The sequence below is a fragment of the Stenotrophomonas testudinis genome, assembly GCF_024499815.1.
In the GTDB taxonomy this organism is placed as follows: Bacteria; Pseudomonadota; Gammaproteobacteria; order Xanthomonadales; family Xanthomonadaceae; genus Stenotrophomonas.
In genome coordinates, this window is the sequence record NZ_JAMOKY010000034.1 from 1 (window position 1) to 23,470 (window position 23,470).

The following is a 23,470-nucleotide window of genomic DNA, read 5'->3' on the forward strand; positions in this document are numbered from 1 at the left end:
CCCCCCCCCCCCCCCCCCCCCCCCCCCCCCCCCCCCCCCCCCCCCCCCCCCCCCCCCCCCCCCCCCCCCCACTACCCCCAGGCTCAGGGATGGTCCAGCGGTTTCGGCGGCTGCACCCGGTTCAGGCGCTCGCGGTGCAGCAGATAAAGGCCCGAGGCCACGATGATTGCCGCGCCAGCCCAGGTATAGCCATCCGGCAGCTGGCCCCAGAAGGCCAGGTCCCAACCGATCACCCAGACCAGGCCGCTGTACTCCAGCGGCGCGATCATCGACGCCTCGCCCAGCTGGAAGGCGCGGGTCAGGGCGATCTGGCCGAGCGCGCCGGCCAGGCCCATGCCGGCGATCAGCGGCGCATGCGCCAGCTGCAGCGGCACCCAGCCCGGCAGCGCCAGCAGGCCGGCACCGATGGCCATGATGACCAGGAACCAGACCACCATCGACTGCGAGGTGTCGGTGCGGGTCAGCAGGCTGACCGTGATGGCGGCGATGGCGTAGGCGGTGGCGGCGGCCAGCACCATCAGGCCGGGAATGGAAATGAAGCCATCCACGCCGGGGCGCAGCACCACGATCACGCCCAGCAGGCCAACGCCGATGGCCACCCAGCGCCGCGGTCCGACCCGCTCGCCCAGCAGCGGCACCGACAGCGCCGCGATCAGCAGCGGGGCCACGAAGTAGATGCTGTAGGCGGTGGACAGCGGCAGGTCGCGCAATGCGTATACGAAGCAGCCGATCATCGCCATGCCCAGGCCGCCGCGCAGCAGGTGCAGGCCCCAGCGGCGCGGAATGAGCGAGCGCGGGCCGGCACTGGCCAGCACCCAGACCAGCACGAAGGGCAGCGAAGCCGCGCCACGCAGGAAGGTGACCTCCAGCGAGGGATAGCTGGCCGACAGCTGTTTCATGCCGGCGTCCATCAGCGAGAAGCAGGCCACGGCGGCGACCATCCAGGTCACCGCGCGCGAAGGGGAGCGTTGCGCGTTCATGGCCCATTATCGCCGACCGCGTGCCCCGCCGGGCGCCGGGCACGGGTGCCGCGATAGAATGGTGGCCACTGAATTCCGCGGAGCCACGCCCATGCCTTCCTTCGACGTCGTATCCGAAGTCGACACCCACGAACTGACCAACGCCATCGACCAGGCCAACCGCGAACTGGCCACCCGCTTCGACTTCAAGGGCGTGGAAGCCAAGTTCGAGCGCGAGGGCGATGTCATCAACCAGACCGCGCCGACCGAGTTCCAGCTCAAGCAGATGAACGACATCCTGCGTGCCCGCCTGGCCGCGCGCGGCATCGACGTGCTGAGCCTGGAGTTTGGCGACATCGAGACCAACCTGGCCCAGGCCCGGCAGAAGATTACCGTCAAGCAGGGCATCGAGCAGAAGATCGCCAAGAAGATCGCCGCTGCCCTGAAGGAAGCAAAGCTGAAGGTCGAAAGCCAGATCAACGGCGACAAGCTGCGCGTGCAGGGCAAGAAGCGCGACGACCTGCAGGACGCCATCGCGGTGCTGAAGGCCGGCAAGTTCGAGCTGCCGCTGCAGTTCAACAACTTCCGCGACTGATGGATGCCGCCGGGCATGGCCCGGCGCTACCGGGGTGTCGCGCGATGGATGACCGGCGCGCCCCGGGCTTTACGCTGCAGCGGTAGCGCCGGGCTATGCCCGGCGGACCGCCCGCCTAATCGCGCAGCAGCTTGTACAGCGTGGTGCGTGAGATACCCAGCTGGCGGGCGGCCAGGCTGAGATTGCCTTCGGCCGCCTGCGCCGCACGCCGTGCGGCTTCACGCTGCTGCTGGCGCAATGGAACGTCGGCCACGGTCATCGGTGCTGCCACCACCCGCGTGCGGGGCCCACGCGGTGCGCGCAGGTGCTGCAGGTAGACCGCACTGCCCTCGCCCAGCCGCACCCGGTGTGCAGGTCCCGGTTGCAGCAGCCGGCGCCGTTGCGCGGCACTGGCACCGGCAAACACCGTCTCCATCGACAGCAGAGGCAACGGCCCGCGGCGCGGCAGGCCCAGCAGGCGGCGTGCCACGCGGTTGGCGGCGCGCAGCTGCCCATCATCCTGCACCGCCAACAGCCCCTGCAGCGGCGTGGCCAGCCAGCGCGGATCGTGCTGCACGGCCAGCAGGTGCACATCGGCCAGCCCTTGGAACAAACGGTTCTCGCTGGCCAGCGCGGCCTGCCGGAAGTAGCCCTGCAGCAGCGCCGGATCACGCTCGCTCAGGCCGGTGATGTCGATCGCCCCGCAGACCTGGCCATCGAGGTCGTGCAGCGGTTCGCTGAGGCAGAACACCGGCGCGAAGCGCTGCAGGTAATGTTCGTTGCCACGCACCAGCGCGGGCATGTCATCGGCCAGGCTGACCGCTGGTGCCGTGGTGCCGATCTCGGCCTCGCCCAGCCGCCGCCCGACCTGGATCGGCCGCAGCAGTGGCGCATCCTCCAGGCCATGCGCCTGCTGCGCGATGACCAGGCCCTCACGGTTGGCGCAGAACATGGTCCAGCCACGCCCACCGAAGGCGGCCCACAGCTGTTCCAGTTCGGGCTGCACACAGCGCGCGAGGCGGCGGTCTTCGGGATCGCGCAGGCGCAGGCCATCGCCCTGCAGCGGCGGGTAGTAAGGCTCCTGACCCGGCTGCACCCCGGCCGCGCGCGAACGCTGCCAGGAGTGCTGCAGCGGCAGCGGCAACACCGCCAAGGACTGCACATCGCCTTCCGCGAACGCAGCACGCGCGGCGGCCAGCTGTTGTTGCCCGACTGTCGTGGCCATCATGGAAGCAGAGTACACCCGCGCATGCCATGCCCGCGTCACGTCCCGGCAACGGAGTGTTTCCGTTCAAAGACGTGTTCGAACAAGGGGTCGGAGCCGTTTTCCGGTGGAAAACGGATCCGACCCCATGCCGGCCAGGGGCCGGCACTACCGGGCGTTACGACGCGATCCGCAGAATCGGCTTCAGGGTGATCCCGCGCGTGCTGTCCTCGGCCGCCTGGTTGATCTGCTCCAGCGGATAGAACTTCACCAGCTTGTCGAACGGGAACCGTCCCTGCAGGAACAGCGTCACCAACCGTGGAATGAACACCTGCGGCACGCTGTCACCTTCGACGATGCCGCGGATGCTGCGCCCGCCCAGCAGCAGGTTGTTCACATCGAAACTGGCCGTGGTGCCCAGCTTCGGCGCACCCACCACGCCCATCATGCCCAGCCCGCCCAGCGCCTCGATGCCGGCCGACAGCACTTCCGGGCGACCGGTGGATTCCAGCGCGAAATCCGCGCCGCCACCGGTGATCGCACGCACCGCTTCCACCACATCGGTCTCGCGGCTGTTGACCACGTGGGTAGCCCCCAGCTCCAGTGCCAGCTCCAGGCGCGACGGCACCACATCGATGGCGATGATGGTGGTGGCACCGGCCACCTTGGCCGCCATTACCGCACTCAGCCCCACCGCACCGGCACCGTAGCTGGCAAAGCTGCTTCCCGAGCGCACATTCAGCGAATTGAGCACCGCTCCGGCACCGGTCTGGATGCCGCAGCCCAGCGGGCCCAGCAGTTCCAGCGGCGCATCGTCGGGCACCTTGATCGCGTTGATCTCGCGCGCGATGGCGAAGGTGGCGAAAGAGGACTGCGCGAAGAAGTGATCGTGCAGCGGCTGGCCCTGCGCATCGGTGATGGCGGTATGGCCGTGGCCATCGTCGCCGCCGAAGTTGAGCCCGAAGAAATCCTTGCAGTAGGCACCGTGGCCGCCGCGGCAGGGATTGCAGTGGCCACAGGCGCCGTAGGTCAGCACCACGTGGTCGCCCACCTTCAGGTCGCGCACGTTCGGGCCCACGGCCTCGACGATGCCGGCGCCTTCATGGCCGAGCACCGCCGGCAGCGGCACCGGGTAGTACTGGTCGCGCACGATCAGATCGGTGTGGCACAGGCCTGTGGCCACGACCTTCACCAGTACCTCGTCGTCCTGCGGGCCGCGCAGCTGCGCCTGCTCGATGACGAAAGGCTGTTCCTTGCCGCGGACCACGGCGGCGGTGATCTCACGCGTTGCGGTGTTGTCGTTCATCGTGATGGTTCCTTCGATCAGATCGGATAGGCGGGCGCTTCGCCCTTGACGGTCAGCCACTGCCACTGGGTGAACTCTTCCCAGTTCGCCGGGCCGCCGATGCTGGTGCCGTTGCCGGACGCACCGACGCCGCCGAACGGATTGATCACTTCGTCGTTCACCGTCTGGTCGTTGATGTGCAGCAAGCCGGTGCGCAGGCGTTCGCCGAGCTTCAGCGCGCGGCCGACGTTGCTGGACACGATGGCCATCGACAGGCCGTACTCGCTGTCATTGGCCAGCTGCACGGCCTGGTCGTCATCGTCGAACGGCACCACCACGGCCACCGGCGCAAAGATTTCCTCGTTGAACGCCGGGTTGTCGGCGGCCACGTTGCCGAGCACGGTGGGCGCGAAGAACAGGTCCTGGTGGGTGCCGCCGGCTTCCAGCGTGGCGCCGGCCTTGACCGCGTCGGCCACCACGCGGGCGGCATGATCGCGCTGGGTGGCGTTGATCAGCGGACCGATCGCCACGTCTTCGCGTGCCGGGTCGCCGACCTTCAGCGACTTGGCCTTGGCCACCAGCTTTTCCAGGAACGCGGCATGAATCTTCCTGTGCACCAGCACGCGGCCGGTGGCCATGCAGATCTGGCCCTGGTGCAGATACACGCCCCAGGCGGTGTTGGCCACGGCCAGGTCGAGGTCGGCATCGTCGAGGATGATCAGCGAATTCTTGCCACCCAGTTCCAGCGAGACCTTCTTCAGGTGCTTGCCGGCCGCTTCGCCGACCTTGCGGCCTGCGGCGGTGGAACCGGTGAACTGGATCATCGCCACGTGCGGATCGCTGGTCAGCGCGGCACCGGCGGCACCGTCACCGGGCAGCATGTGCAGCACGCCGGCCGGCAGCCCGGCCTGTTCGAACAGGCGGGCGATGACCGCGCCACCGCACACCGCGGTGCGCGGGTCGGGCTTGAGCACCACGGCATTGCCGAGCGCGATGGCCGGTGCCACCGCACGCATGGCCAGGTACAGCGGGAAATTGAACGGCGAGATAACCCCGACCACGCCCAGCGGACGGCGCCGCGCCAGGTTCAGGCGGCCCGGTTCGGATGGCAGGATTTCGCCGGTGCTGCGCGAAGGCAGCGCGGCGGCTTCGTGCAGCGCCTTGATGGTCACCTTGGCCTCGAAGCCGGCCTTGAGGCGGGTCGAGCCGCTTTCGCGCACCAGCCAGTCCACCAGGGTGTCCATGTTGTCTTCGGCCAGGCGCGCGGCCTGGCGCAGCACCTGCGCACGCTGTTCATAGGGGGCGGCGGCCCAGGCCTGCTGGGCCTGCGCGGCGGTGGCGGCCGAGGTGGCGACCTGGGCGGCGTCGGCCAGGCCGACCTCGCCGAGGGTCTGGCCGGTGGCCGGTTCGATCACCGGCTGGCGCTGGCCGGCGGCCTGCCACTGGCCGTCGAAGAAGGCACCGGACCAGAGTTCGTCCGGCAGCCACGGGGAAGATGCAGTCATGAGGTGTCCTCCTGTGTCGTGCGTCCATTGCACGCCTGGCCCGCCGCGCAGGCAATCAGCCATCGGTGCGATCTCGGCAAGGGCTTGAATGGATGGGACTTTCCAGCATCGCCACTGTCCAGTGCGTGGACAGTGAACGGCGCGACCGCGGGCGGCTGCCTGCAATAGCGGCCCCCGACAGCCGATGTGCCCGCCATGACCGATACCGAAACTAGAGCCACTTGGGTATCAAGGCGCACATCAGCGCAGAAGCGTTCTCGGGACTGGCGAGCGGCATCAATTGCACCGAAGTGGGCGACCTCATGGTGATCGTGTGCTACCGCGCTGCCAAGACGAGTAAAGTCACCGGTGTTATCGACGAAAGCGGCGCAGACAAGCGTGCAACGCTGTCCGATTACAAGGCGAAGCCTCCCAATGTTACCTAGCGCTCAAAGGTGAGAGTGATCGGCAACGCACGGAGGCGAACGGCGCCAAAAATCCAGCATCGGCAACGATTGTTCGCCCCCACCCAACGCTTGCTCTATGGCGCCGCGCTATGCCCCGGCTATCTTCCCGACCTGCTTCCAGGCCACTGCATCCCCTGGCCCGGGAACCCCTTGCCAAGTTACTGCATACCCGGAATAGCAGACCTCCCAGATCAATGGCCTTCCGTAAAGTACTTGCGCATCTCCGCAAGCTCCGCACCAGAATCCTGCCACCCATATATCGTTTTTATTACAGCCCCATCCTGAACCAGATGAAAAACCGGAGTTTCGAGAACATCCAGAGCACCCCACCCCACTGCTCCAGCTTGACTTCGCATTGGAAGAAGCTCATTCACCTCATTCCACTCACTGACACCGGGGTAAGGCCAGAACGGCGCCCGACGAACAACCAATCTAATGTTCGGTCTTATCCATGACCACTCAACCTCTTCTGAAATAGACTTCATCGCCACGCGAGAGAAGCCGCAGCTTGGACTAACATAGGCAATCACTTCGTAGCCCTTCCGATAAACCCAATGGCGCCACTCCAACCTGCCATCCTTCGATGTTTGGAGCACACCTTGCTTATCACTCCGTGCCCCGCTTATGACAGGAAGATCGGGAACCGACAAATTCTCTCGCTTTGCCAAAGCACTGGCGCGGTGGAATTCACGATTCTGGATAAGCGCTCCGTACATTGCCAGATGTTCGCTACGACCAGCTATGTTCCTTCCAACCATCTGCAGATAAATTTCTTCAAGATCAAGAAGTGATGATGTATCGCCGAGATATAGGGATACTCGCGCACCTGCCCGGAATGACTCGTGAAGAATGGCATCACTCAAGTGCGAGGAACTGTCCCCTGAAAGATTGCGTCTTTTCCATTCTCTGTATGTTGCAGCCAACTGCTCCGCACGGTCAGCAGCGCCTGCCGCGATCAAGGCGCGGTCCAGCTCAATGATGCGAGAATCTATCGGGTCTGCCGCCCGCAGGTTTACGGGCGACAGGACCAGAAACACCAGAAGTAATGCGCGAACCACCAAGTCAGCAGCTCGACATGCAAATACTATGCGGAGAAACAGTGCAAGTCGCTCGACGAACACAGGCAAATCCGGGGTAGTCGATAATATCATGCACAGGACCACCCTTCTTTGAAAATTCAGCATCCGAAAAATTCATGACTTCCCAGTCAGATGCAGACTCTATTTCCAAGCCCGGCAGCAATGAAAGAGTACGCTGAGCACCAAACAGTGAAAGAAGTCGATATGCCTGAGCAGCGGTCAGTTCAGATGTAATTGGCTCGTAGTCATAGCTAGCCAACCCCTGGCTACCAAACTGCAGCCCCGCCATGAATCTTTCTCTCGCACTTTGCGATAACGCCATCATTGGCGAATCGAGCGTCGGAGCATTCATATGATCATCAAGCTGCTCCAAAGAATTGATAGGAGCGTACGCGAGCACAACATTTTCAGGACCCACACCTTCGGAACGTCCTGACTGCATCGCAAATACTGAAATTGAATAACAACTCACGACCATCAGAATTACGAAAATAAGTTCCTCATCTCTTCAAATCCCATGCCGATGATTGATTGATCGAGCTAAAGATTTCTCATTGCTCGACACCACCCTATAACTCAGAAAAATTGCCGTCAATGAAAACCCCATCAGAATAATTGTATTTTTGGACGCCCTCGCCGCCAGCCTGCCCTAGCGCAGAGAGTGCTACGCACCATAGAGGGAGGGATGGCATTCAGCTCATCGCCCCTGTCCAGCGGCGCGACCGCGGGCGACTGCCTACAATGGCGGCCCCCGCCAGCCGAAGCGCCCGCCATGACCGACCCCGTCCTGCCCACCGACGATCCGATCGCCGCCACCCGCCTGTGGCTGGAGCGCATCGTGATCGGCCTGAACCTGTGCCCGTTCGCCAAGGCCGTGTACGTGAAGGACCAGGTCCGCTTCGTGCTCAGCGATGCGACCACGCCCGAGGCGCTGGTTGAACAGCTGGCCGAGGAACTGGTGCTGCTGCGCGACACCCCCACCGAGCAGATCGACACCACCCTGATCGTGCACCCGCAGGTGCTGACCGATTTCCTCGACTACAACGATTTCCTCGACAACGCCGACGCCGCCATCGAGGCACTGGACCTGCAGGGCATCCTGCAGGTGGCCAGCTTCCACCCGGACTACCAGTTCGATGGCGTGGCCGCCGACGATGCCAGCAACTACACCAACCGCGCGCCCTTCCCCACCCTGCACCTGCTGCGCGAGGAAAGTGTGGAACGCGCGGTGGACGCCTTCCCGGACCCGGACGTGATCGTCGAGCGCAACATCCAGACCCTGGACCGCATCGGCGTGGCCGGCTGGCACCGCCGCCTGCGCGGGGAAGACCTGTCGTGAGCGCGGCCCCGCCCATCGCTGCGTGGCCGGCGGCACCGCTGCAGGACAAGGTGGTGCTGGTCACCGGCGGGGCAAACGGCATCGGCCGCGGCGTGGCGCAGGCCGTGCTGGGCGCCGGTGGCCGCGTGCTGATCGGCGACCTGGACGTGGAAGCAGGCCAGGCCTGCCTGGACGAATGGCAGCGTGGCGACGATGCCGCGTTCCAGCGCCTGGACATCGCCGACGAAGCCAGCGTGCGCGACTTCATCGGCACGGCGCAGCAGCGTTTCGGCCGCATCGATGGCCTGGTCAACAACGCCGGTATCGCCGGCCCGCACGGCACCGTGCTGCAGGACATGGAATGGGACGAGTGGCAGCGACGGCTGTCCTCGCTGCATGGTGCGTTCCTGTGCAGCAAGCATGCGCTGCCGGCGCTGAAGGCCAGCGCGGCCGGTTCGATCATCAACGTGGCCTCCACCCGCGCGTGGCAGTCGGAAGCCAACAGCGAGGCCTATGCTGCGGCCAAGGGCGGGCTGGTGGCCTTCACCCACGCGCTGGCGATCAGTGCCGGCCCGGCGGTACGCGTGAACAGCATCAGCCCCGGTTGGATCACCACCACAGCCTGGCAGGCGCCCTCACGTCGGCATGCGCCGGAGCATTCGGCCACCGACCACGGCCAGCACCCCGTCGGCCGCGTGGGCGAACCCGAAGACATCGGCGCGCTGGCGGTGTATCTGCTGTCGTCGCTGTCCGGCTTCAGCACCGGCCAGGATTTCATCGTCGACGGCGGCATGACCCGGAAGATGATCTACGCCGAATGACCGCTGGGCGGTAGCGCCGGGCCACGCCCGGCGGCTCTTTTTGCCGCGCCGCGCTGCGCGCTCGCCGGGCATGGCCCGCCGCTACCGGGATGCACCGCCTGTTTTGGCAGGAGCATTGCAGTAGATCCACGCCATGCGTGGATGACGCCCCCGCGTTTACGCCATGCCCGAATGGCGCAGCAACGCGTCGATCTGCGGCGCGCGGCCGCGGAACGCCTTGAAGTTCTCCGCCGCCGGACGGCTGCCACCGCGCGAGAGGATTTCGTCGCGGAAGCGCGCACCGGTTTCAGCCAGCGCCTGCGGAGCTTCTTCGAATGCCGCATAGGCATCTGCGCTGAGCACCTCGGCCCACTTGTAGCTGTAGTAACCGGCCGCGTAACCACCCGCGAAGATGTGGCTGAACTGGTGCGGGAAGCGATTCCAGGCCGGCGGATGGTTCACCGCCACTTCGCTGCGCACGCGGTCCAGCAACGCCAGCACGCTGTCCTGCGCCGGTTCGAACTGGCTGTGGATCAGCATGTCGAACAGGCCGAATTCCAGCTGACGCACGGTGGCCATGCCGCTGTGGAAATTGCGCGCCGCCAGCATGCGCTCGTACAGCGCGCGCGGCAGCGGCTCGCCCGTGTCCACGTGTGCGGTCATGCCCTGCAGGTGGTCCCATTCCCAGCAGAAGTTCTCCATGAACTGGCTGGGCAGCTCCACCGCATCCCATTCCACGCCGTTGATGCCGGCCACGCCGAGTTCACCGATGCGGGTCAGCAGCTGGTGCAGGCCGTGGCCCATTTCATGGAACAGCGTGGTCACTTCGTTGTGGCTGAAGGTGGCCGGCTTGCCGTTGGCACCGCGGCCGAAGTTGCACACCAGGTAGACCAGCGGCGTCTGCACGCTGCCATCGGCACGCTCGCGACGGTTGCGGCAATCATCCATCCACGCGCCACCGCGCTTGCCTTCGCGCGCGTACAGGTCGAGGTAGAACTGGCCGACCAACGCACCCTGCGCATCGACCAGGCGGAAGAAGCGCACGTCCTCGTGCCACACCGGCGCGCTGTCTTCCTGCACACGCAGGCCATACAGCTGCTCGATCACCGAGAACAGGCCGCCGAGCACCTTCGGCTCGGTGAAGTACTGCTTCACTTCCTGCTCGGAATAGCTGTAGCGCGCCTGCTTCAGGCGGTCGGCGGCGAACGCCAGGTCCCAGGCCTGCAGGCTGTCGATGCCCAGCTGTTCACGGGCGAACTGTTCCAGCTCGGCGCGGTCCTTGCCGGCGAACGGCTTGGCACGGGCGGCCAGATCACGAAGGAAGGCCAGCACTTCGGCCGGGTCCTGCGCCATCTTGGTGGCCACCGAATAATCGGCGTAGGAGGCAAAGCCCAGCAGCGCGGCCAGTTCGGCGCGCAGGGCGAGGATGCGGTCGATGTTGCCGCCGTTGTCCAGCGCTTCATCGCCGAATTCGGACGCACGCTGTGCGCTGGCGCGGTACAGGATCTCGCGCAGGTCGCGGTCTTCGCCCCAGGTCTGCACCGGCAGGTAGCACGGCATCTGCAGCGTCAGTTTCCAGCCGGGCTTGCCGTCCTTCTCTGCGGCGGCGCGGGCAGCGGCCTTGACGTCGTCCGGCACGCCGGCCAGCCGCGCTTCGTCTTCCACGATCAGCGACCAGGCATCGGTGGCGTCGAGCACATTCTGCGAGAACTTGGCCGACAGCGCCGACAGCTCTTCCTTGATCGCGGCGAAACGCTGCTGGGCGTCGGCGTCGAGTTCGGCACCGCCCAAGCGGAAATCACGCAGGGTGTTGTCCAGCACCTTGCGCCGCGCCTCGTCGAAGCTGGCCGCTTCCGGGCTAGCGGCCAGCGCCTGGTACTGGCGGTACAGCGCCAGGTTCTGGCCCAGCGCGCTGGCGAAGCGGGTCATCCGCGGCAGGTTGCTGTTGTAGGCCTCGCGCAGCTCGGGGGTGTTGACCACGCCCTGCAGGTGGCCGACCAGGCCCCAGGCGCGCCACAGGCGTTCGGTGGCATCGTCGAGCGGGGTCACGAAGGTTTCCCAGCGCACCGGCTGCACCTGCTCGGCCGTTTTGACGGCGGCTTCGGCGTCGGCCAGCAGCACGTCCAGCGCCGGCGCCACATGCTCGGGGCGGATCGCCTCGAAGGGCGGCAGGCCGGAAGCAGCGAGCAGGGGGTTGGCAACGGTCACGGCAGATCTCCAGGAAACGGGCCCGGCAGGCGGGCATCCCGGTCCATATGGCGCTGGCCGGGCCGCCAGACAAGGGGTATCCCCGGTAGATCCACGCCATGCATGAATGGAGCTTTCCACGGAACCCCGGCATTCACGTCGGCCTTACGGGCCTGCGCCGAAGCTGGCACGGCGGGGGAGACCGCAGCGGTACGTCATGAGGAGGCCCACATGGAAGATCTGGCTCCAAGCTCCACCGCGTCATCCGCCCGTTCACTGGCGCTGACCGCCACCACGGACGAGCTGTCCTGGATCGCCGCGCTGTGCGATGTCGGCGACGATGCACCGCGCCACCTGGCCCAGCTGAGGGCCCTGCAACGCCAGGGGGGCCGGCTCAGCGAGACGCAGGAGTGGTACCCGTTCGAGGTGATTGAACGTGGTGCCAGCCGCCTGCAGCCGGGCCACGAGCGCGAGTTCGTGATCTGCGTGCTGCTGTGGCTGAAGGCGCTGGCCCAGGGCCGCGCCAGCGTGCTGGATCCGCACCTGCACCTGGACGACCGCGCGATGGACATCGAGGCGCTGCCCGATGCCCTGCGTGACACCCTGCTCGATGCATTCATGGATGCGGGGTATTGAGCGGCCCTTGAAACCCCGCTGCGCTCGCCGGGCATGGCCCGGCGCTACCTGGCCGGCATCCTGCCGCGTTACAACGCTTCCAGGCTGCACCACGGCAATGCGGGCAGGCCCTGCCCGGCCACGGCCGCGGCCAGCTGCGCGTCGGCGCCGTCCACGTCGATGCCCTGGCGGCCGTACCACGCGGGGTCGTAATAACTGTGCGCATAGCGCTCGCCGGCATCGCACAGGATGCTGACGATGCTGCCCTGGTGGCCAGCTTCGCGCATCCACTGCGCGGCCTGCAGCACGCCGATGAAGTTGGTGCCGGTGGAGCCGCCGACGCGACGCCCGATCTGGCGGCTGACGTGGCGCATCGCCGCCAAGCTGAGTGCGTCGGGCACCTTCACCATCGCATCGACGCTGGTCGGGATGAAGCTCGACTCCACCCGCGGCCGGCCGATGCCCTCCACGCGCGAACCGCCGCTGCAGGTCCGCCCGCGCCAGTCCGGCTCGCCTGCCACGGCGGCCTGGTAGCCATCGAAGAACACCGAGACTTCCGGGTCCGCACAGAGGATGCGGGTGTCATGCCGGCGGTAGCTGACATAGCGGCCGAGGGTGGCTGCGGTGCCGCCGGTGCCGGGGCTGCACACGATCCACTCGGGGATCGGGCTGGGCTCCTCGGCCATCTGCTTGAAGATGGATTCGGCGATGTTGTTGTTGGCGCGCCAGTCGGTGGCCCGCTCGGCGTAGGTGAACTGGTCCATGAAATGGCCGCCGGTCTCGCGGGCCAGCCGTTCCGAATCGCAGTTGAGGTCGCAGGCGCGCTCGACCAGGTGGCAGCGGCCGCCGTGGAATTCGATCGCGGCGATTTTTTCCGGCGAGGTCGTGGCCGGCATCACCGCGATGAACGGCAGGCCGAGCAGGCGCGCGAAGTAGGCTTCGGACACTGCGGTCGAGCCACTGGACGCCTCGATCACCGGCCGCCCCTCACGCAGCCAGCCATTGGCCAGCGCGTACAGGAACAGCGAGCGCGCCAGGCGGTGCTTGAGGCTGCCGGTGGGATGGCTCGATTCATCCTTGAGGTACACGTCGATGCCCTCGAACCCGGCCAGTGCCAGCGGGATCAGATGGGTATCGGCGGAACGGTTGAAATCGGCTTCGATCTTGCGGATGGCGGCGGCCACCCATTCACGCTGCGACATGGCGGGCAATCGTTGTCAGGACGGAACGGTGCGATCCGTCCATTGTACGTCGCAGTGCCGTCAGGTGGCGGCCAGTAGAATGACGCCATCCGGCCATCACGGCCCTGTCTGAAGGACCTTCCCCCATGACCCTTCCCGCCCTGCGCGATATTGCCGGCGTGGCTGCCCAGGCCCCGGCCGAAACCCACGGCTTCGTGTTCAACCACACCATGCTGCGGGTCAAGGACATCACCGCCTCGCTGGATTTCTACACCCGCGTGCTCGGCTACCAACTGATCGACAAGCGTGATTTCGCCGAAGCCCAGTTCAGCCTGTACTTCCTGGCCTACGTGCCGGCTGGCATGGCCGTGCCGGAAGACGATGCCACCCGCCGCGTGTGGATGGCCGGCCTGCCGGGCGTGCTGGAACTGACCCACAACCACGGCACCGAGACCCAGGATGGCCCGGTCTACCACGACGGCAACAGCGACCCGCGCGGCTTCGGCCACATCTGCGTGTCGGTGCCGGAACTGGAATCGGCCTGCCAGCGCTTCGAAGACCTCGGCGTGCCGTTCCAGAAGCGCCTGACCGATGGCCGCATGAAGAACATCGCCTTCATCAAGGACCCGGACGGCTACTGGGTCGAGATCATCGCCAATGCCTGACCGGCCGCGCCAGGCGCTCGCCGGGCATGGCCCGGCGCTACCAGAGCGGCCCCCTTCTGAAGAGGTACGCATGGAAACGATGGAACTGCATCGCGGGCGCCTGATCGACCACCTGCAGCTGGTGGTGCGTGACCTGGCCGCCAGCCGCCGCTTCTACCAGGCTGTGTTCGATGCCATCGGCATACCCATCGCCGGCGAAGGTCCGGATTATTTCTGGGCCGACGAGCTGTTCATTTCCACCGCCAGCAGCGAGGCAGCCGCCGGCCAGCTGACCGGACGCCATCACCTGGCGTTCCAGGCGCGTGATGCGGCCACGGTCGATGCCTTCCACGCTGCCGCACTGGCGGCAGGTGGCACCGACAACGGCGCGCCGGGCGAGCGGCCCTACCACCCGGGCTACTACGGCGCCTTCGTGCTCGACCCGGACGGCAACAACATCGAAGTGGTCTACCACGGCCCGGCGACCTACAGCGCCGACTCGGTGAAAGTCAGCTTCTGATTCCTGCGCTGCGCGCTCGCCGGGCATGGCCCGGCGCTACCAACGAAGAAGCCGGGCAATGCCCGGCTTCGTTCGTCCTGCATGGTCGCCTCAGTGGGCGGCCATGTAGATGTCCTGCAGCACGGCCTTTTCCAGCTCCAGCTCGCCAAGCAGGTTCTTCACGATATCGCCCAGGCTGAGGATGCCGACCAGCGTGTTGCCATCGGTGACCATCAGGTGGCGGCGACGCGAGTACGTCATCAGCGACATGGCCTGCTTGAGCGTGGCCTCCGGCGCAATGCCTTCCAGGCCGGTGGTCGGCACGGTGGAGATCACCCGGCGGCCGGCCTGCGGGCCATCGTCGGCCAGGCTGCGCACGATGTCCTTCTCGGAGATGATGCCGACCGGCACCCCGTCCTTGATCACCACCAGGGCAGCGATTTTATTCGCGCTCATCTTGTGGGCGGCGGCACCGATGGTGTCTTCCGAATCGATGGTGATGACAGCTTCTTTCTTGGATTGCAGGAGTTCGCGGACGTTCATTCTTGTTTCCTGGTGCAGGTCACTGAAGTCAAAAAGTGTGCTCTTCCGAATCGCCCCCTCCCCGGGAACAGACCTTTCAGCGCACGTCTGGCGCACGGTGCGGCCGAGGAACTGCATCGACCAGCTGGTGCTGCAACGCGAACGAGGCCGGTGAAGGAAAACCTGCAGGGGCCTCGGACGATTCGATTCTACGACTGCACCGCGCGGCCACTACCGGCACCGATGGGACGCTTCGTCGTGGAACCTGTCGACGATTCCGAGAATCGCACCTGCGGCAAAACCGGCGCTGAATACAGCCCTTTCAAGCCGCTCAAGTTCGCACCCGCGCGGCCGACGCACGCGCAACCGCCCGACCGTGCAAAGTCAGGGGAACGGTCGCCAGCTGCCGAGCACCGCCTCGGTGGTGTACTGCGCGGCCTCGTCACCGGACAGGTGATGCGACCACGCCACGCGTTCTTCCGGTGAGGCACCGGCACCGACGCTGCCGAACTCGCCGTAGTAAGTGGTACGTTCGGCATCGGGCTTGTCCCAGTTGTGCCAGCCGGCCTGCACGATGTGCGGGCCCAGGTTGGACTGCAGGAACACCGTGCGTGCGAACGGCCGCCACGGCCGGCCCAGGTAGGCGGTGCCCACGCCTTCGCCGCGCAGCAGCGCGCGACGGAACACGTAGCCGAAGCGCTGCCCTTCCGGCGTGGATGCTGCGGTGACCCAGCCCAGCTTGCCCTTGGAGACGATGGTGCAGTCATCGAACAGCGCCGTGGCCGCCCCGAAGATGAAATCCACCGTGCCTTCGATGTAGCAGTCCTTGAAGTGCAGCACGCTGCCTTCGTGCGTGTACAGCGTGTCCTGGTTGCCGAGCAGGCGCACGTTGCGGAAGCCGCCGCGTGGCGGCGCGGCATACAGCGCCAGTGCCTGGCCGACGTTGCCGGCGGTGTTCTCGATGGTCAGGTCTTCGGCGATGAACTCATCGCCATACACGTACACCGTGGCCGAACCACTGGTGCGCATCGCCTTGCCTGTGGCCGGGTCGACCAGATCGGCGTAGTTGTTCCAGCTGAGGACGGACGCACCGGCACCGGCCCCGCGCAACGTCACCCGCGTCTTTTCCTTCGGCACCTTCACCACGCCGCGGTACAGCCCTTCGCGCAGCACGATGACCTGGCGCGTGCGATTGCCATCGGGCACCGCATCGATGGCCGCCTGCACGCTGCGGTAGTCACCGCTGCCATCGGCGGCCACCACCCAGTCGCGCGCGGCGGCAGGCAGCGCGGCCAGCACCAGCAGGCCGGCCAGGGGGAGGGAGAATCGGCGTAGCTGAAGCATGCGGCGTCCTGCGGGCAAGAGGGACGAAGGGCGGCCGGCGTTGCGTGCCGGCCGCGATCCAGGTGCAACGATCAGAACTTGTAGCGCAGGCCGAGCAGGAATTCGCGGCCGGTCTGGGTGTAGGTCAGCGGCAGTTTCCACGCCGAGGTACCCACCCACTCGTTGGTGGTTTCATTGGTGAGGTTGATGCCTTCCAGGCTGACTTCCAGGTGGTCGTCGATCTTCCAGCTGATCGAGGCATCCACCGTGTCCACCGCATCCATGCCGTGGAAGCTGAAGCCCTGCACGCTGGCCGGCACCTGGGTGTAGTAGCCGTCGCGATGGGTGTAGGACACGCGCGCGCCCAGCTTCTCGCCTTCGTAGAACAGCGTGCTGTTGTACGAATTCTTCGACAGGCCGGTCAGGTCGGTCTTCAGCGAGGCCGCACCGGTGGAGGTCAGGTACTGGATCTGCGAATCGACCCAGGTGTAGTTCAGCTGCAGGCCCAGGTTGCTCCAGCGCCCCGGCAGGAAGCTGAAGGGCTGCACGTAGTTGAACTCGGCACCCTTGAGGTCGCCACCGGGCGTGTTCAACGGACGGGTGAAGGTGAAGTCTTCATTGGGCGACACGCCGGTGCCATCGAGCAGGCTGGCCGGCAGGCCGCTGGCACTGAACGGCATGACCGTGCTGGTGCCCTGCACGAAACTTTCGATGTCCTTGTGGAACAGCGCCAGGCCGAGCAGGCCGCCTTCCTGGAAGTACCACTCCACGCCCAGGTCCAGCGTGCGTGCGCGGATCGGGTCCAGGTTCGGGTTGCCGCCGTTGACGTAGCGGTGGCCGCTGGACAGGCTCAGCGTCGTGCCCGGGGTCAGCGAGGACAGGCCGGGGCGCGCCATCACCTTGGCCGCACCGAAGCGCAGCATCAGGTCCGGCGCCAGCTCGGCCACCAGGTTCAGCGACGGCAGCGTATCGGTGTAGTCGCGCGACACATGGGTCAGCACCATCGCGCCATCCACCGTGGAATAACCGGTGGAGGACTGGGTGGTCTTGACCCGGCGCACGCCTACGTTGCCCGACACCGGCACGCTGCCGACATCGAAGCCGAACTCGCCCATCAGCCACGCGCCGCGGTCACGCTCTTCCACGCTGCGGCGGGTCGCGTTGCGTTCGTACAACTGGTAGATGCCCTGCCCGCTGTAGATGCCCAGCAGCTGCGATAACGCGGCCAGGTCGGGCACGGCCCAGGCATCGGGCGAACCGGCCACGCCGCCCAGGCGGGCGATGTCCACCAGTGCCGCCGGCACGGTGTAGCTGCCATCGGCAAAGGCCGGCACCACGGTTTCGCTCTGCCGGCGGTACTCGCTGGTGTCGAATTCATAGTCCTTGGCGAGCAGGCCGCCACGGAGGGTGAACGACGGGCCGAAGTTCCAGGTGAAATCCAGCGCGCCATTGTCGAAGCTGTTGCTGGCGTACTGCGGGCGCAGGCGCACTTCGGCCAGGGTCCAGCCGCTGGTGTCGGTGGGGTCGATGCCGTAGTTGAAGGTCGGGTGGGTGACGCTGTCGCGGAAATCGTAGCTGTAGCCGGACACGTTGGCCTTGTCCATGATCAGCGTGGTCTGCACCGGGTTGGCGTGCTTCGAGCTGGAATGGCCGGCCAGCAGGTTGACCTTGAACGCATCGCTGAAGCGGTGTTCGCCACTCAGCGAGACCTGCTTGAAGGCGGTGTTCCATTCGTCGCGGCGCTGTTCGGAGCGCACGCCGGCACCATCGAACAGGCCGTACAGCAGCGCGCCGGAGGTGGGGTCGATGTAGCCATCGCGCAGCACCATGTTCTGCTTCTGCGCCGAGTAGGCAAACGAGATCGCCTCGATGTACTTCTCGCTGCGCACGGTATCGATCTTCGAATACAGCGCGTCCAGCGCGAACTCGGTGTTGTCGGTCGGCTTCCACTGCAGCGATGCGGTCACGCCCAGGCGCTTCTGGTCGTGCTCCAGCAGCGTGTAGCGCGGGAAATACGGGTGCCACACGCCATCGGCCAGGCCGGCGGTGAACGGCGAGCTGGGGCTGAAGCCACCGTTGCTGCTGGCGCTGTACCAGCGGCCGGTGTTGCTGCCTTCCTCGCGCACGCGGCGTTCGGAATAGGCCACCGACAGCAGGCCACCGAAGCGCCCGTCGGCCCAGGTATCGGCGATCAGCGCAGCCGCACGCGGGCTGGCCTTCTCGGAAAGATCATTGAAGCTGCCCTGCCCGCTCGCCGCGAAGGTGAAGCCGTCGTAGTCGAACGGGCGCGCGGTGCGCAGGTCCACGGTGGCACCCAGCGAACCCTCTTCCACGTCGGCCGAGGCGGTCTTGCGCACGATCAGCTGCGAGAACAGGTCCGAGGCGAACACGTTGAAGTCGAAACCGCGGCTGCGGTTGGTGCCGCCGGACTGGTCGGAGCCGCCGACGGTGGTCAGCGCCTCAAGGCCGTTGATGCGCACGCGGGTGAAATCCGGGCCGAGGCCGCGCACGGAGATGTTGCGGCCTTCGCCGGCGTCGCGGGTGATGGTCACGCCGGGGATGCGCTGCAGCGATTCGGCCAGGTTGAGATCGGGGAAGTTGGCGATGTCCTCGGCCACCACCGCATCGACCATGCCCTTTTCCGAGCGCTTGATGTCCAGCGCCTTCTCCACGCTGGCGCGGTAGCCGGTCACCGTCACCGCATCCAGTTCGGTGGGGTTGGCCGCGGCGGCGTCCTGGGCGGCAGCCGGGCCGGCCAGGGCCAGCAGCACGGCACTGGCCAGCGCGCTGGCGGCAAAGGTAACCGGTGTCTTTTTGCGATTCAGCCTGTGCGTCATGAAAATCCCTTGCAATCACTGCTACTGGCGGTCGAGGGTGTCGTTCAAGAGATGACACCGGGGGACACGAAACGTAGCAGCGTCATGGAACTGACACATCATGCGGTGCAGCAAGACAGCAGCAGGCACTCACAAGTGTCTGCCCCCAAAGGAAATTCGCGCCCCTCCCGGCAAGCGGCCAGGCGGAGGATCAGGCCGTGTGTGCGGCCGGCGGCGCCGGGGGCGCCAGCGGCCGCGCGCGGGTCGCCCACCAGCACAGCAGCGAGCCAGCGGTCACGCAGGCCACGCCCTGCACGAAGCCCATGCCCGGGTGCAGCGACAGCCACACGCTGCTCCACAGCACCGACAGCACCGGGGCGAAGTAGGAGAAGATCGCCATCGAGGTGACGTTGCCGTGCTGCAGCCCATGGTTCCAGCACGAATAGGCGGTGGCGGTGAGCATGCCGAACACGGCCACCTGCGCCAGGCCGCCCCAGTGCAGGAGCAGTGGCGGCGCATCGCCCAGCGCGTACTTCAGCCACAGCACCGCGGCGGTGGCGATCATGAACAACGGCACCGCGTTGCGCGAACCGCCGATGCGCTTGGTCACAAGCGAATAGGTGGCCCACATGCACGAGGCGGCCAGCGCCAAGGCATAGGCCAGCGGGTTGCTGCGCAGGTTGGCCAGCAGCATCGCCGGCGACCACGCGCCTTCGCCGGTGATGACCAGCACCACACCCAGCAGGCACAGCACGGTGGCCGGCAGCAGCAGCCAGTTGCCGCGCTGCATGCGGGTGAGCACGGTCAGCAGCACCGTCAGGCACGGCCACAGGTAGTTGATCATCACCAGTTCCAGCGCCTGCCCACGATGGTGGGCCAGGCCGATGGACAGCGACAGCGAGATCTCGGTGCCGATGAACAACGCACCGCCGATCAGCAGGTAGCGTCGCGGCAGCTGCGCGGGTCGCGGCACGCCCAGGATGAGCGCCGAGAACACGGCAGCGGCAGTGAAGATCAGTGCGGCGCCACCAACGGCACCGAAGATCTCGCTGATCGTGCGCAGCATGCCCAGGGTCGGGCTCCACAGCAGCACGGCGCTGGCGCCGATGAGGGTCGGAAGATGGGGTGACGCGGAGGCGCGCAGGGCGCGGAAGCCGTACATGGGAGCGACGACAACAGAAGGCGATCGGTTGAAAGGCACGCGCAGCGATGCGCCCGGCCCCGACAGCGGGACAGGCAGGTCATGCGGACGCGTGGGTCCTGGGGAGTACGCTGGTCCGTAGCGTCGTCCCCGGAACACCCCGGCACTGTGCGTTGCAGGGGGTACGGCGGGAGGCGGGTTACAGCAGCCGACTGGCCGAAGCGGATTGTACGCTTTCGATGCTGCGCCGCAATATCATCCTGTTCATCCTCTCACCTTTGCGTAAAATTTCCGCCCCCACGCAAAGGAATGACTGTCATGACGTTGTCCCCCACCCGGATGTTCGCCCCGATTCTCGCCGCCCTGCTGGCTGCACCCACGGCGCATGCCGCAACGACCATCGACGCGGCGCAGTGGCAGAAGCTGGCACCCACGCTTCAGGCGGCACTGGAATGCCGCGCGGACCCGGATACCGCAGCCAAGGCACTCGCAGGGCTTTCAGGCAATGTGGAAGGCACCAGCGAACCGATCAAGCCGCCGGTGCCGTTCACCGTGTTCGGCCTGCAGGTCCGCTCGTTCTCGGTCTACATCGATCCCGACGGTGACCTGGGGGCCAGCTACACCAGCCAGCTCTCGGCCAATGCCGCGGCGGTGCGCAACGCCTCCAAGCTGGGCAGGAAGCCCGAGCGCGATACCAGCATGGGTGTGCTGTCGATCGCCCAGGATGGATCGTCACAGCTGACCTGCCTGGTCTATGGCGCCTACGACGAGCGCGACTACCAGGAACCGTAAGCGACCCGTGGAGTGCGCGTTGGCCCTGTCCCGGCAGGGCTAGCGCGCGCTTCCCTCCACATACGGGCGCGACTGCAGGATCAGTACCTCATCGCCGACCACGGCCCATTCGATGTCCTGGTCGGCACCGCCCAGCGCCTGCCTGGTACGGGTACCAATACGCGCCAACCGTGCGATCAGTGCATCGGTCAGCACCTGCCGCGAACCGGTGATGGGCACCTCGCGCACACCGCCACCCGCACGCGCCACCAGCTGGGTGTCTTCGGCCGAACGGCTCAGCACCTGGACCGCCTTCGACCACGACGAGTACATCACCTGCTCGGCCTGGCGCTTGCCTTCCACCACGCGGATGCCCAGCCCACGCTTGGCCGAGATGTAGGTGACGTGGCGGCGTTCGGCATCGAAGGGATCGCGGGTGATCATCACCCCGGAGCTGTCCGACGGTGCAGCCACCTGCACCAGCACGGCCATCGCCACCGCATCCTGCGGCAGGCCCGCCGCCGTGCGCGCTTCGTAGGCCTCGAAGTTGTAAACCGACGCCCAGACCGTCTGCACCGCTTTGGCCACCGCCTCCATGCGGTTCACGTTGGGCACCGTGGTGTACAGCCCAGCCCCGCTGAAACCCGGCAGATCCTCGGAGTTCGACGAGCTGCGCACGAACACCGGCGCGCCTTTCAACTGGTCACGCCACTGGCGTTCCAGCGTACGCACGAAGGCGGAATCAGCGGGCGCGTTCTCGATCTGCGTACGCAGCGACGCCAGCGCATCGCGGCGCACCGCCGGATCGCTGTTGAAACCCGGCCGCTGCTGCAGTTCGCGCAGGCGTTGCGGCACCTGCAGCCGCTGCTGCATGGCCTGGTACTGCGAGAACGGAATGCAGAAGCCATCGGGCACCCGTGCCGCCGGTGGCAGCACCGCACGCAGCGTGCCGAGGTTGGCGGCCTTCACCCCGCAGTGCGTGCTGTCACGCGCACGCAGCGCCTGCAGCGGCTTCAGCGCCACCACGGCCAGATCCGGGCGCGGCAGGCTGCGCTGCACAGAGCGTGCGGCAGTGGCAAATGGGGTGCGTGCCGGCCGCGCAAGCGGGGTCACCCGGTAATCGCTGCCGGTCACCTCCAGCGCCACCCAGCGCCCGTCGTACTGGCGCAACACGTCCTGCGCATCGCGCACGTAGACGTTGGGAATGCCCCAGCCCTTGGCCAGCAGGTTGACGTGCGAGAGCAGGGTCGACGGCTGCTGCGTGACCAGCCCGGCGACCGGGGCCAGCGCGATCGGCACCTCATCCAGCACTGGAATGTCGCGCGGCGACAGCGTGGCCAGCTGTGCCTCCGTGCGGACGATGCGCAGGCGCCCCTCCGCCTTCCCGGTGTTCAGCGGCAGGAAGCGCTGCTCACGCAGCAGGGCCTCCTGGCTGACGTAGGCCAGCTTCATCTCGCCCACCAGCTGCTCATGCGCGGTGGAATTGGTCTTGAAGCGGATCGGATCGGCGAACGAGGCGCGCAGCACTGCATCGGCCTCGCGCAACAGCGGCCCGGTCAGCTGGTCGCCTTCCCAGAATTCGTAGGTGTATCCCGGCAGATCCTGCTGCCAGGCCACGGTCCCGAACAGGAAGCGCCGCTGCGGATCGCGGTACTGCGCGTTCACCGTGGCCTTGTCCATCGAGCGCAGCAGCCGCTGCTGGCGCACGAACTGCTCATGCAGACCGTGGCGGCGCGTGTTGACGTAGTAGATGCGACCATTCTCGCGCCGGTCGATGACGAAGATCAGATGCGGCATCTCCAGCGCCGTGCCGGCGTTGTAGACGCGGGCCATCTGCATGAACTGTGCGCGGCTGTCGATGCGCGAAAGATAGTCTGGCCCTTCGGCCGGCTGCTGTGCCGCGTCAGGACGATGCTCATACGCCGAGGGCTTGCGTGCGGTCTGTGCCAGCGCGGGCGTGGCGCAGGCCAGCACCAACAGCACGATCGCGCGGTGCCAGAGAGAATTCATACGGGATCGATCCTTGATGCCGTTACGGAGACAACAGGGTACTCGGTCCGGTGGCGATGGCCCATCAGCCATCGCCACCTCGAAACGGCTCGCCTACCTTACTTCGAGCAACGCCCGCGCTGGGCCAGGCTGAGCTGCGCCACCTCGCGGCGGCCCTCGGCCTCAGGCATCACCGTCAGCTTGGCGCCACCGACGAACACGCCCATCTTGATCGACTGCTGGATGAAGTAGTTGCGCCCAGCCTCGGTGTAGAGCTTGACGTCGTTGGGCGAGAACTCCGATTCGGTGGAGATCACGTGCTCCTGGTTGCCGGGCACCAGGGTGTAGAAGAACACCTTGTTGGCCGTCTCACCCAGACACTCGCCATCGATGCGCAGATCCTTCTTCAGCGCCTGGCCGACGAAGGAGTTGCGGTACACGTACACGCCCGCCTTGCCCTCCTCCGGAACCGGAAAGCTCTTGGCCACGTCCAGCTGGCCCTTGTCCGACATCGGAACACTCGCACACCCGGACAGCAGGCTGATCGCCGCCGCCATTGCAACCACGTGCCACTTGCTCATCTACAGCCCCCTGTTATGCGTGCCATGCACG

General features: G+C 66.4%; 22 protein-coding genes. 8 read left to right on the plus strand and 14 right to left on the minus strand.

From position 1 onward, the window contains the following. Positions 1-83: 83 nt before the first annotated feature. On the minus strand, positions 84-980 hold the full coding sequence (locus tag NQ204_RS15500; RefSeq protein WP_116865383.1) for a DMT family transporter: 897 nt from the start codon (positions 978-980) through the stop codon (positions 84-86). Between the two features lie 91 nt (positions 981-1,071). On the opposite strand from NQ204_RS15500, the gene NQ204_RS15505 reads away from it, so the two are divergent. Continuing rightward, positions 1,072-1,554 carry a YajQ family cyclic di-GMP-binding protein gene (locus tag NQ204_RS15505; RefSeq protein WP_108747403.1) on the plus strand — a complete coding sequence of 161 codons (483 nt, stop codon included), beginning with the start codon at positions 1,072-1,074 and terminating at the stop codon, positions 1,552-1,554. A 115-nt stretch (positions 1,555-1,669) separates the two neighbouring features. On the opposite strand, the gene NQ204_RS15510 is transcribed toward NQ204_RS15505, so the two are convergent. From NQ204_RS15510 to NQ204_RS15520, 3 genes are all read right to left on the minus strand, one after another. Then, positions 1,670-2,758: a helix-turn-helix domain-containing protein gene (locus NQ204_RS15510; RefSeq protein WP_256644335.1), complete on the minus strand. Its 1,089-nt coding sequence runs from the start codon at positions 2,756-2,758 to the stop codon at positions 1,670-1,672. Positions 2,759-2,915: 157 nt separating this feature from the next. Next, positions 2,916-4,043, minus strand: a complete 1,128-nt coding sequence (locus NQ204_RS15515; RefSeq protein ID WP_116863480.1) for an NAD(P)-dependent alcohol dehydrogenase — start codon at positions 4,041-4,043, stop codon at positions 2,916-2,918. 17 nt (positions 4,044-4,060) lie between these two features. Continuing rightward, positions 4,061-5,527: a benzaldehyde dehydrogenase gene (locus tag NQ204_RS15520; RefSeq protein ID WP_116863481.1), complete on the minus strand. Its 1,467-nt coding sequence runs from the start codon at positions 5,525-5,527 to the stop codon at positions 4,061-4,063. A 221-nt stretch (positions 5,528-5,748) separates the two neighbouring features. Here NQ204_RS15520 and NQ204_RS15525 point away from each other — a divergent pair, with 221 nt between their 5' ends. Next, complete coding sequence (locus tag NQ204_RS15525; RefSeq protein ID WP_256644336.1) at positions 5,749-5,952, plus strand: hypothetical protein; 204 nt, start codon at positions 5,749-5,751, stop codon at positions 5,950-5,952. Between the two features lie 212 nt (positions 5,953-6,164). Here NQ204_RS15525 and NQ204_RS15530 read toward each other — a convergent pair whose 3' ends face one another. Both NQ204_RS15530 and NQ204_RS15535 read right to left on the minus strand, forming a co-directional pair. After that, the gene (locus tag NQ204_RS15530) at positions 6,165-7,010 is read right to left on the minus strand and encodes a hypothetical protein (RefSeq protein ID WP_256644337.1); all 846 of its coding nucleotides are present in this window, start codon (positions 7,008-7,010) and stop codon (positions 6,165-6,167) included. A 25-nt stretch (positions 7,011-7,035) separates the two neighbouring features. Further along, the gene (locus NQ204_RS15535; RefSeq protein WP_256644338.1) at positions 7,036-7,524 is read right to left on the minus strand and encodes a hypothetical protein; all 489 of its coding nucleotides are present in this window, start codon (positions 7,522-7,524) and stop codon (positions 7,036-7,038) included. A gap of 300 nt (positions 7,525-7,824) precedes the next feature. On the opposite strand from NQ204_RS15535, the gene NQ204_RS15540 reads away from it, so the two are divergent. Both NQ204_RS15540 and NQ204_RS15545 read left to right on the plus strand, forming a co-directional pair. Then, positions 7,825-8,391, plus strand: coding sequence for a DUF1415 domain-containing protein (locus tag NQ204_RS15540; RefSeq protein WP_116863483.1), 567 nt, complete (start codon positions 7,825-7,827; stop codon positions 8,389-8,391). Then, complete coding sequence (locus tag NQ204_RS15545; RefSeq protein ID WP_256644339.1) at positions 8,388-9,191, plus strand: SDR family oxidoreductase; 804 nt, start codon at positions 8,388-8,390, stop codon at positions 9,189-9,191. Before NQ204_RS15540 ends, NQ204_RS15545 begins: the two co-directional genes overlap by 4 nt. A gap of 156 nt (positions 9,192-9,347) precedes the next feature. Here NQ204_RS15545 and NQ204_RS15550 read toward each other — a convergent pair whose 3' ends face one another. Then, positions 9,348-11,378: a M3 family metallopeptidase gene (locus NQ204_RS15550; protein WP_256644340.1), complete on the minus strand. Its 2,031-nt coding sequence runs from the start codon at positions 11,376-11,378 to the stop codon at positions 9,348-9,350. 210 nt (positions 11,379-11,588) lie between these two features. On the opposite strand from NQ204_RS15550, the gene NQ204_RS15555 reads away from it, so the two are divergent. Then, positions 11,589-11,993 (plus strand): hypothetical protein, encoded by a 405-nt coding sequence (locus tag NQ204_RS15555; protein WP_256644341.1) that lies wholly within the window; start codon positions 11,589-11,591, stop codon positions 11,991-11,993. 68 nt (positions 11,994-12,061) lie between these two features. Here the strand turns inward: NQ204_RS15555 and NQ204_RS15560 are convergent, their stop codons facing one another. Then, a complete protein-coding gene (locus NQ204_RS15560; RefSeq protein ID WP_256644342.1) occupies positions 12,062-13,174 on the minus strand; it encodes a PLP-dependent cysteine synthase family protein in 1,113 nt (370 codons plus the stop codon). Positions 13,175-13,299: 125 nt separating this feature from the next. Between NQ204_RS15560 and gloA the strand changes: the two genes are divergently transcribed. Further along, entirely contained in the window at positions 13,300-13,818 is a 519-nt protein-coding gene (gloA, locus tag NQ204_RS15565) for a lactoylglutathione lyase (RefSeq protein WP_256644343.1), read from the plus strand. A gap of 70 nt (positions 13,819-13,888) precedes the next feature. Beyond that, complete coding sequence (locus NQ204_RS15570) at positions 13,889-14,317, plus strand: VOC family protein (protein ID WP_108770073.1); 429 nt, start codon at positions 13,889-13,891, stop codon at positions 14,315-14,317. Between the two features lie 90 nt (positions 14,318-14,407). Here the strand turns inward: NQ204_RS15570 and NQ204_RS15575 are convergent, their stop codons facing one another. The 4 genes from NQ204_RS15575 to yddG form a co-directional block, all read right to left on the minus strand. After that, a complete protein-coding gene (locus NQ204_RS15575) occupies positions 14,408-14,839 on the minus strand; it encodes a CBS domain-containing protein (protein WP_053461435.1) in 432 nt (143 codons plus the stop codon). 363 nt (positions 14,840-15,202) lie between these two features. Continuing rightward, positions 15,203-16,162, minus strand: coding sequence for a pectinesterase family protein (locus tag NQ204_RS15580; RefSeq protein WP_256644344.1), 960 nt, complete (start codon positions 16,160-16,162; stop codon positions 15,203-15,205). 71 nt (positions 16,163-16,233) lie between these two features. After that, the gene (locus NQ204_RS15585) at positions 16,234-18,978 is read right to left on the minus strand and encodes a TonB-dependent receptor (protein WP_256644345.1); all 2,745 of its coding nucleotides are present in this window, start codon (positions 18,976-18,978) and stop codon (positions 16,234-16,236) included. 190 nt (positions 18,979-19,168) lie between these two features. After that, entirely contained in the window at positions 19,169-20,119 is a 951-nt protein-coding gene (gene yddG / locus NQ204_RS15590) for an aromatic amino acid DMT transporter YddG (RefSeq protein ID WP_256644346.1), read from the minus strand. Between the two features lie 297 nt (positions 20,120-20,416). On the opposite strand from yddG, the gene NQ204_RS15595 reads away from it, so the two are divergent. Further along, positions 20,417-20,890, plus strand: a complete 474-nt coding sequence (locus NQ204_RS15595) for a hypothetical protein (RefSeq protein WP_256644347.1) — start codon at positions 20,417-20,419, stop codon at positions 20,888-20,890. 39 nt (positions 20,891-20,929) lie between these two features. On the opposite strand, the gene NQ204_RS15600 is transcribed toward NQ204_RS15595, so the two are convergent. After that, on the minus strand, positions 20,930-22,879 hold the full coding sequence (locus NQ204_RS15600) for a PEP/pyruvate-binding domain-containing protein (protein ID WP_256644348.1): 1,950 nt from the start codon (positions 22,877-22,879) through the stop codon (positions 20,930-20,932). Positions 22,880-22,977: 98 nt separating this feature from the next. Beyond that, positions 22,978-23,439 (minus strand): DUF2846 domain-containing protein, encoded by a 462-nt coding sequence (locus tag NQ204_RS15605; RefSeq protein WP_207776474.1) that lies wholly within the window; start codon positions 23,437-23,439, stop codon positions 22,978-22,980. Positions 23,440-23,470 lie beyond the last annotated feature (31 nt).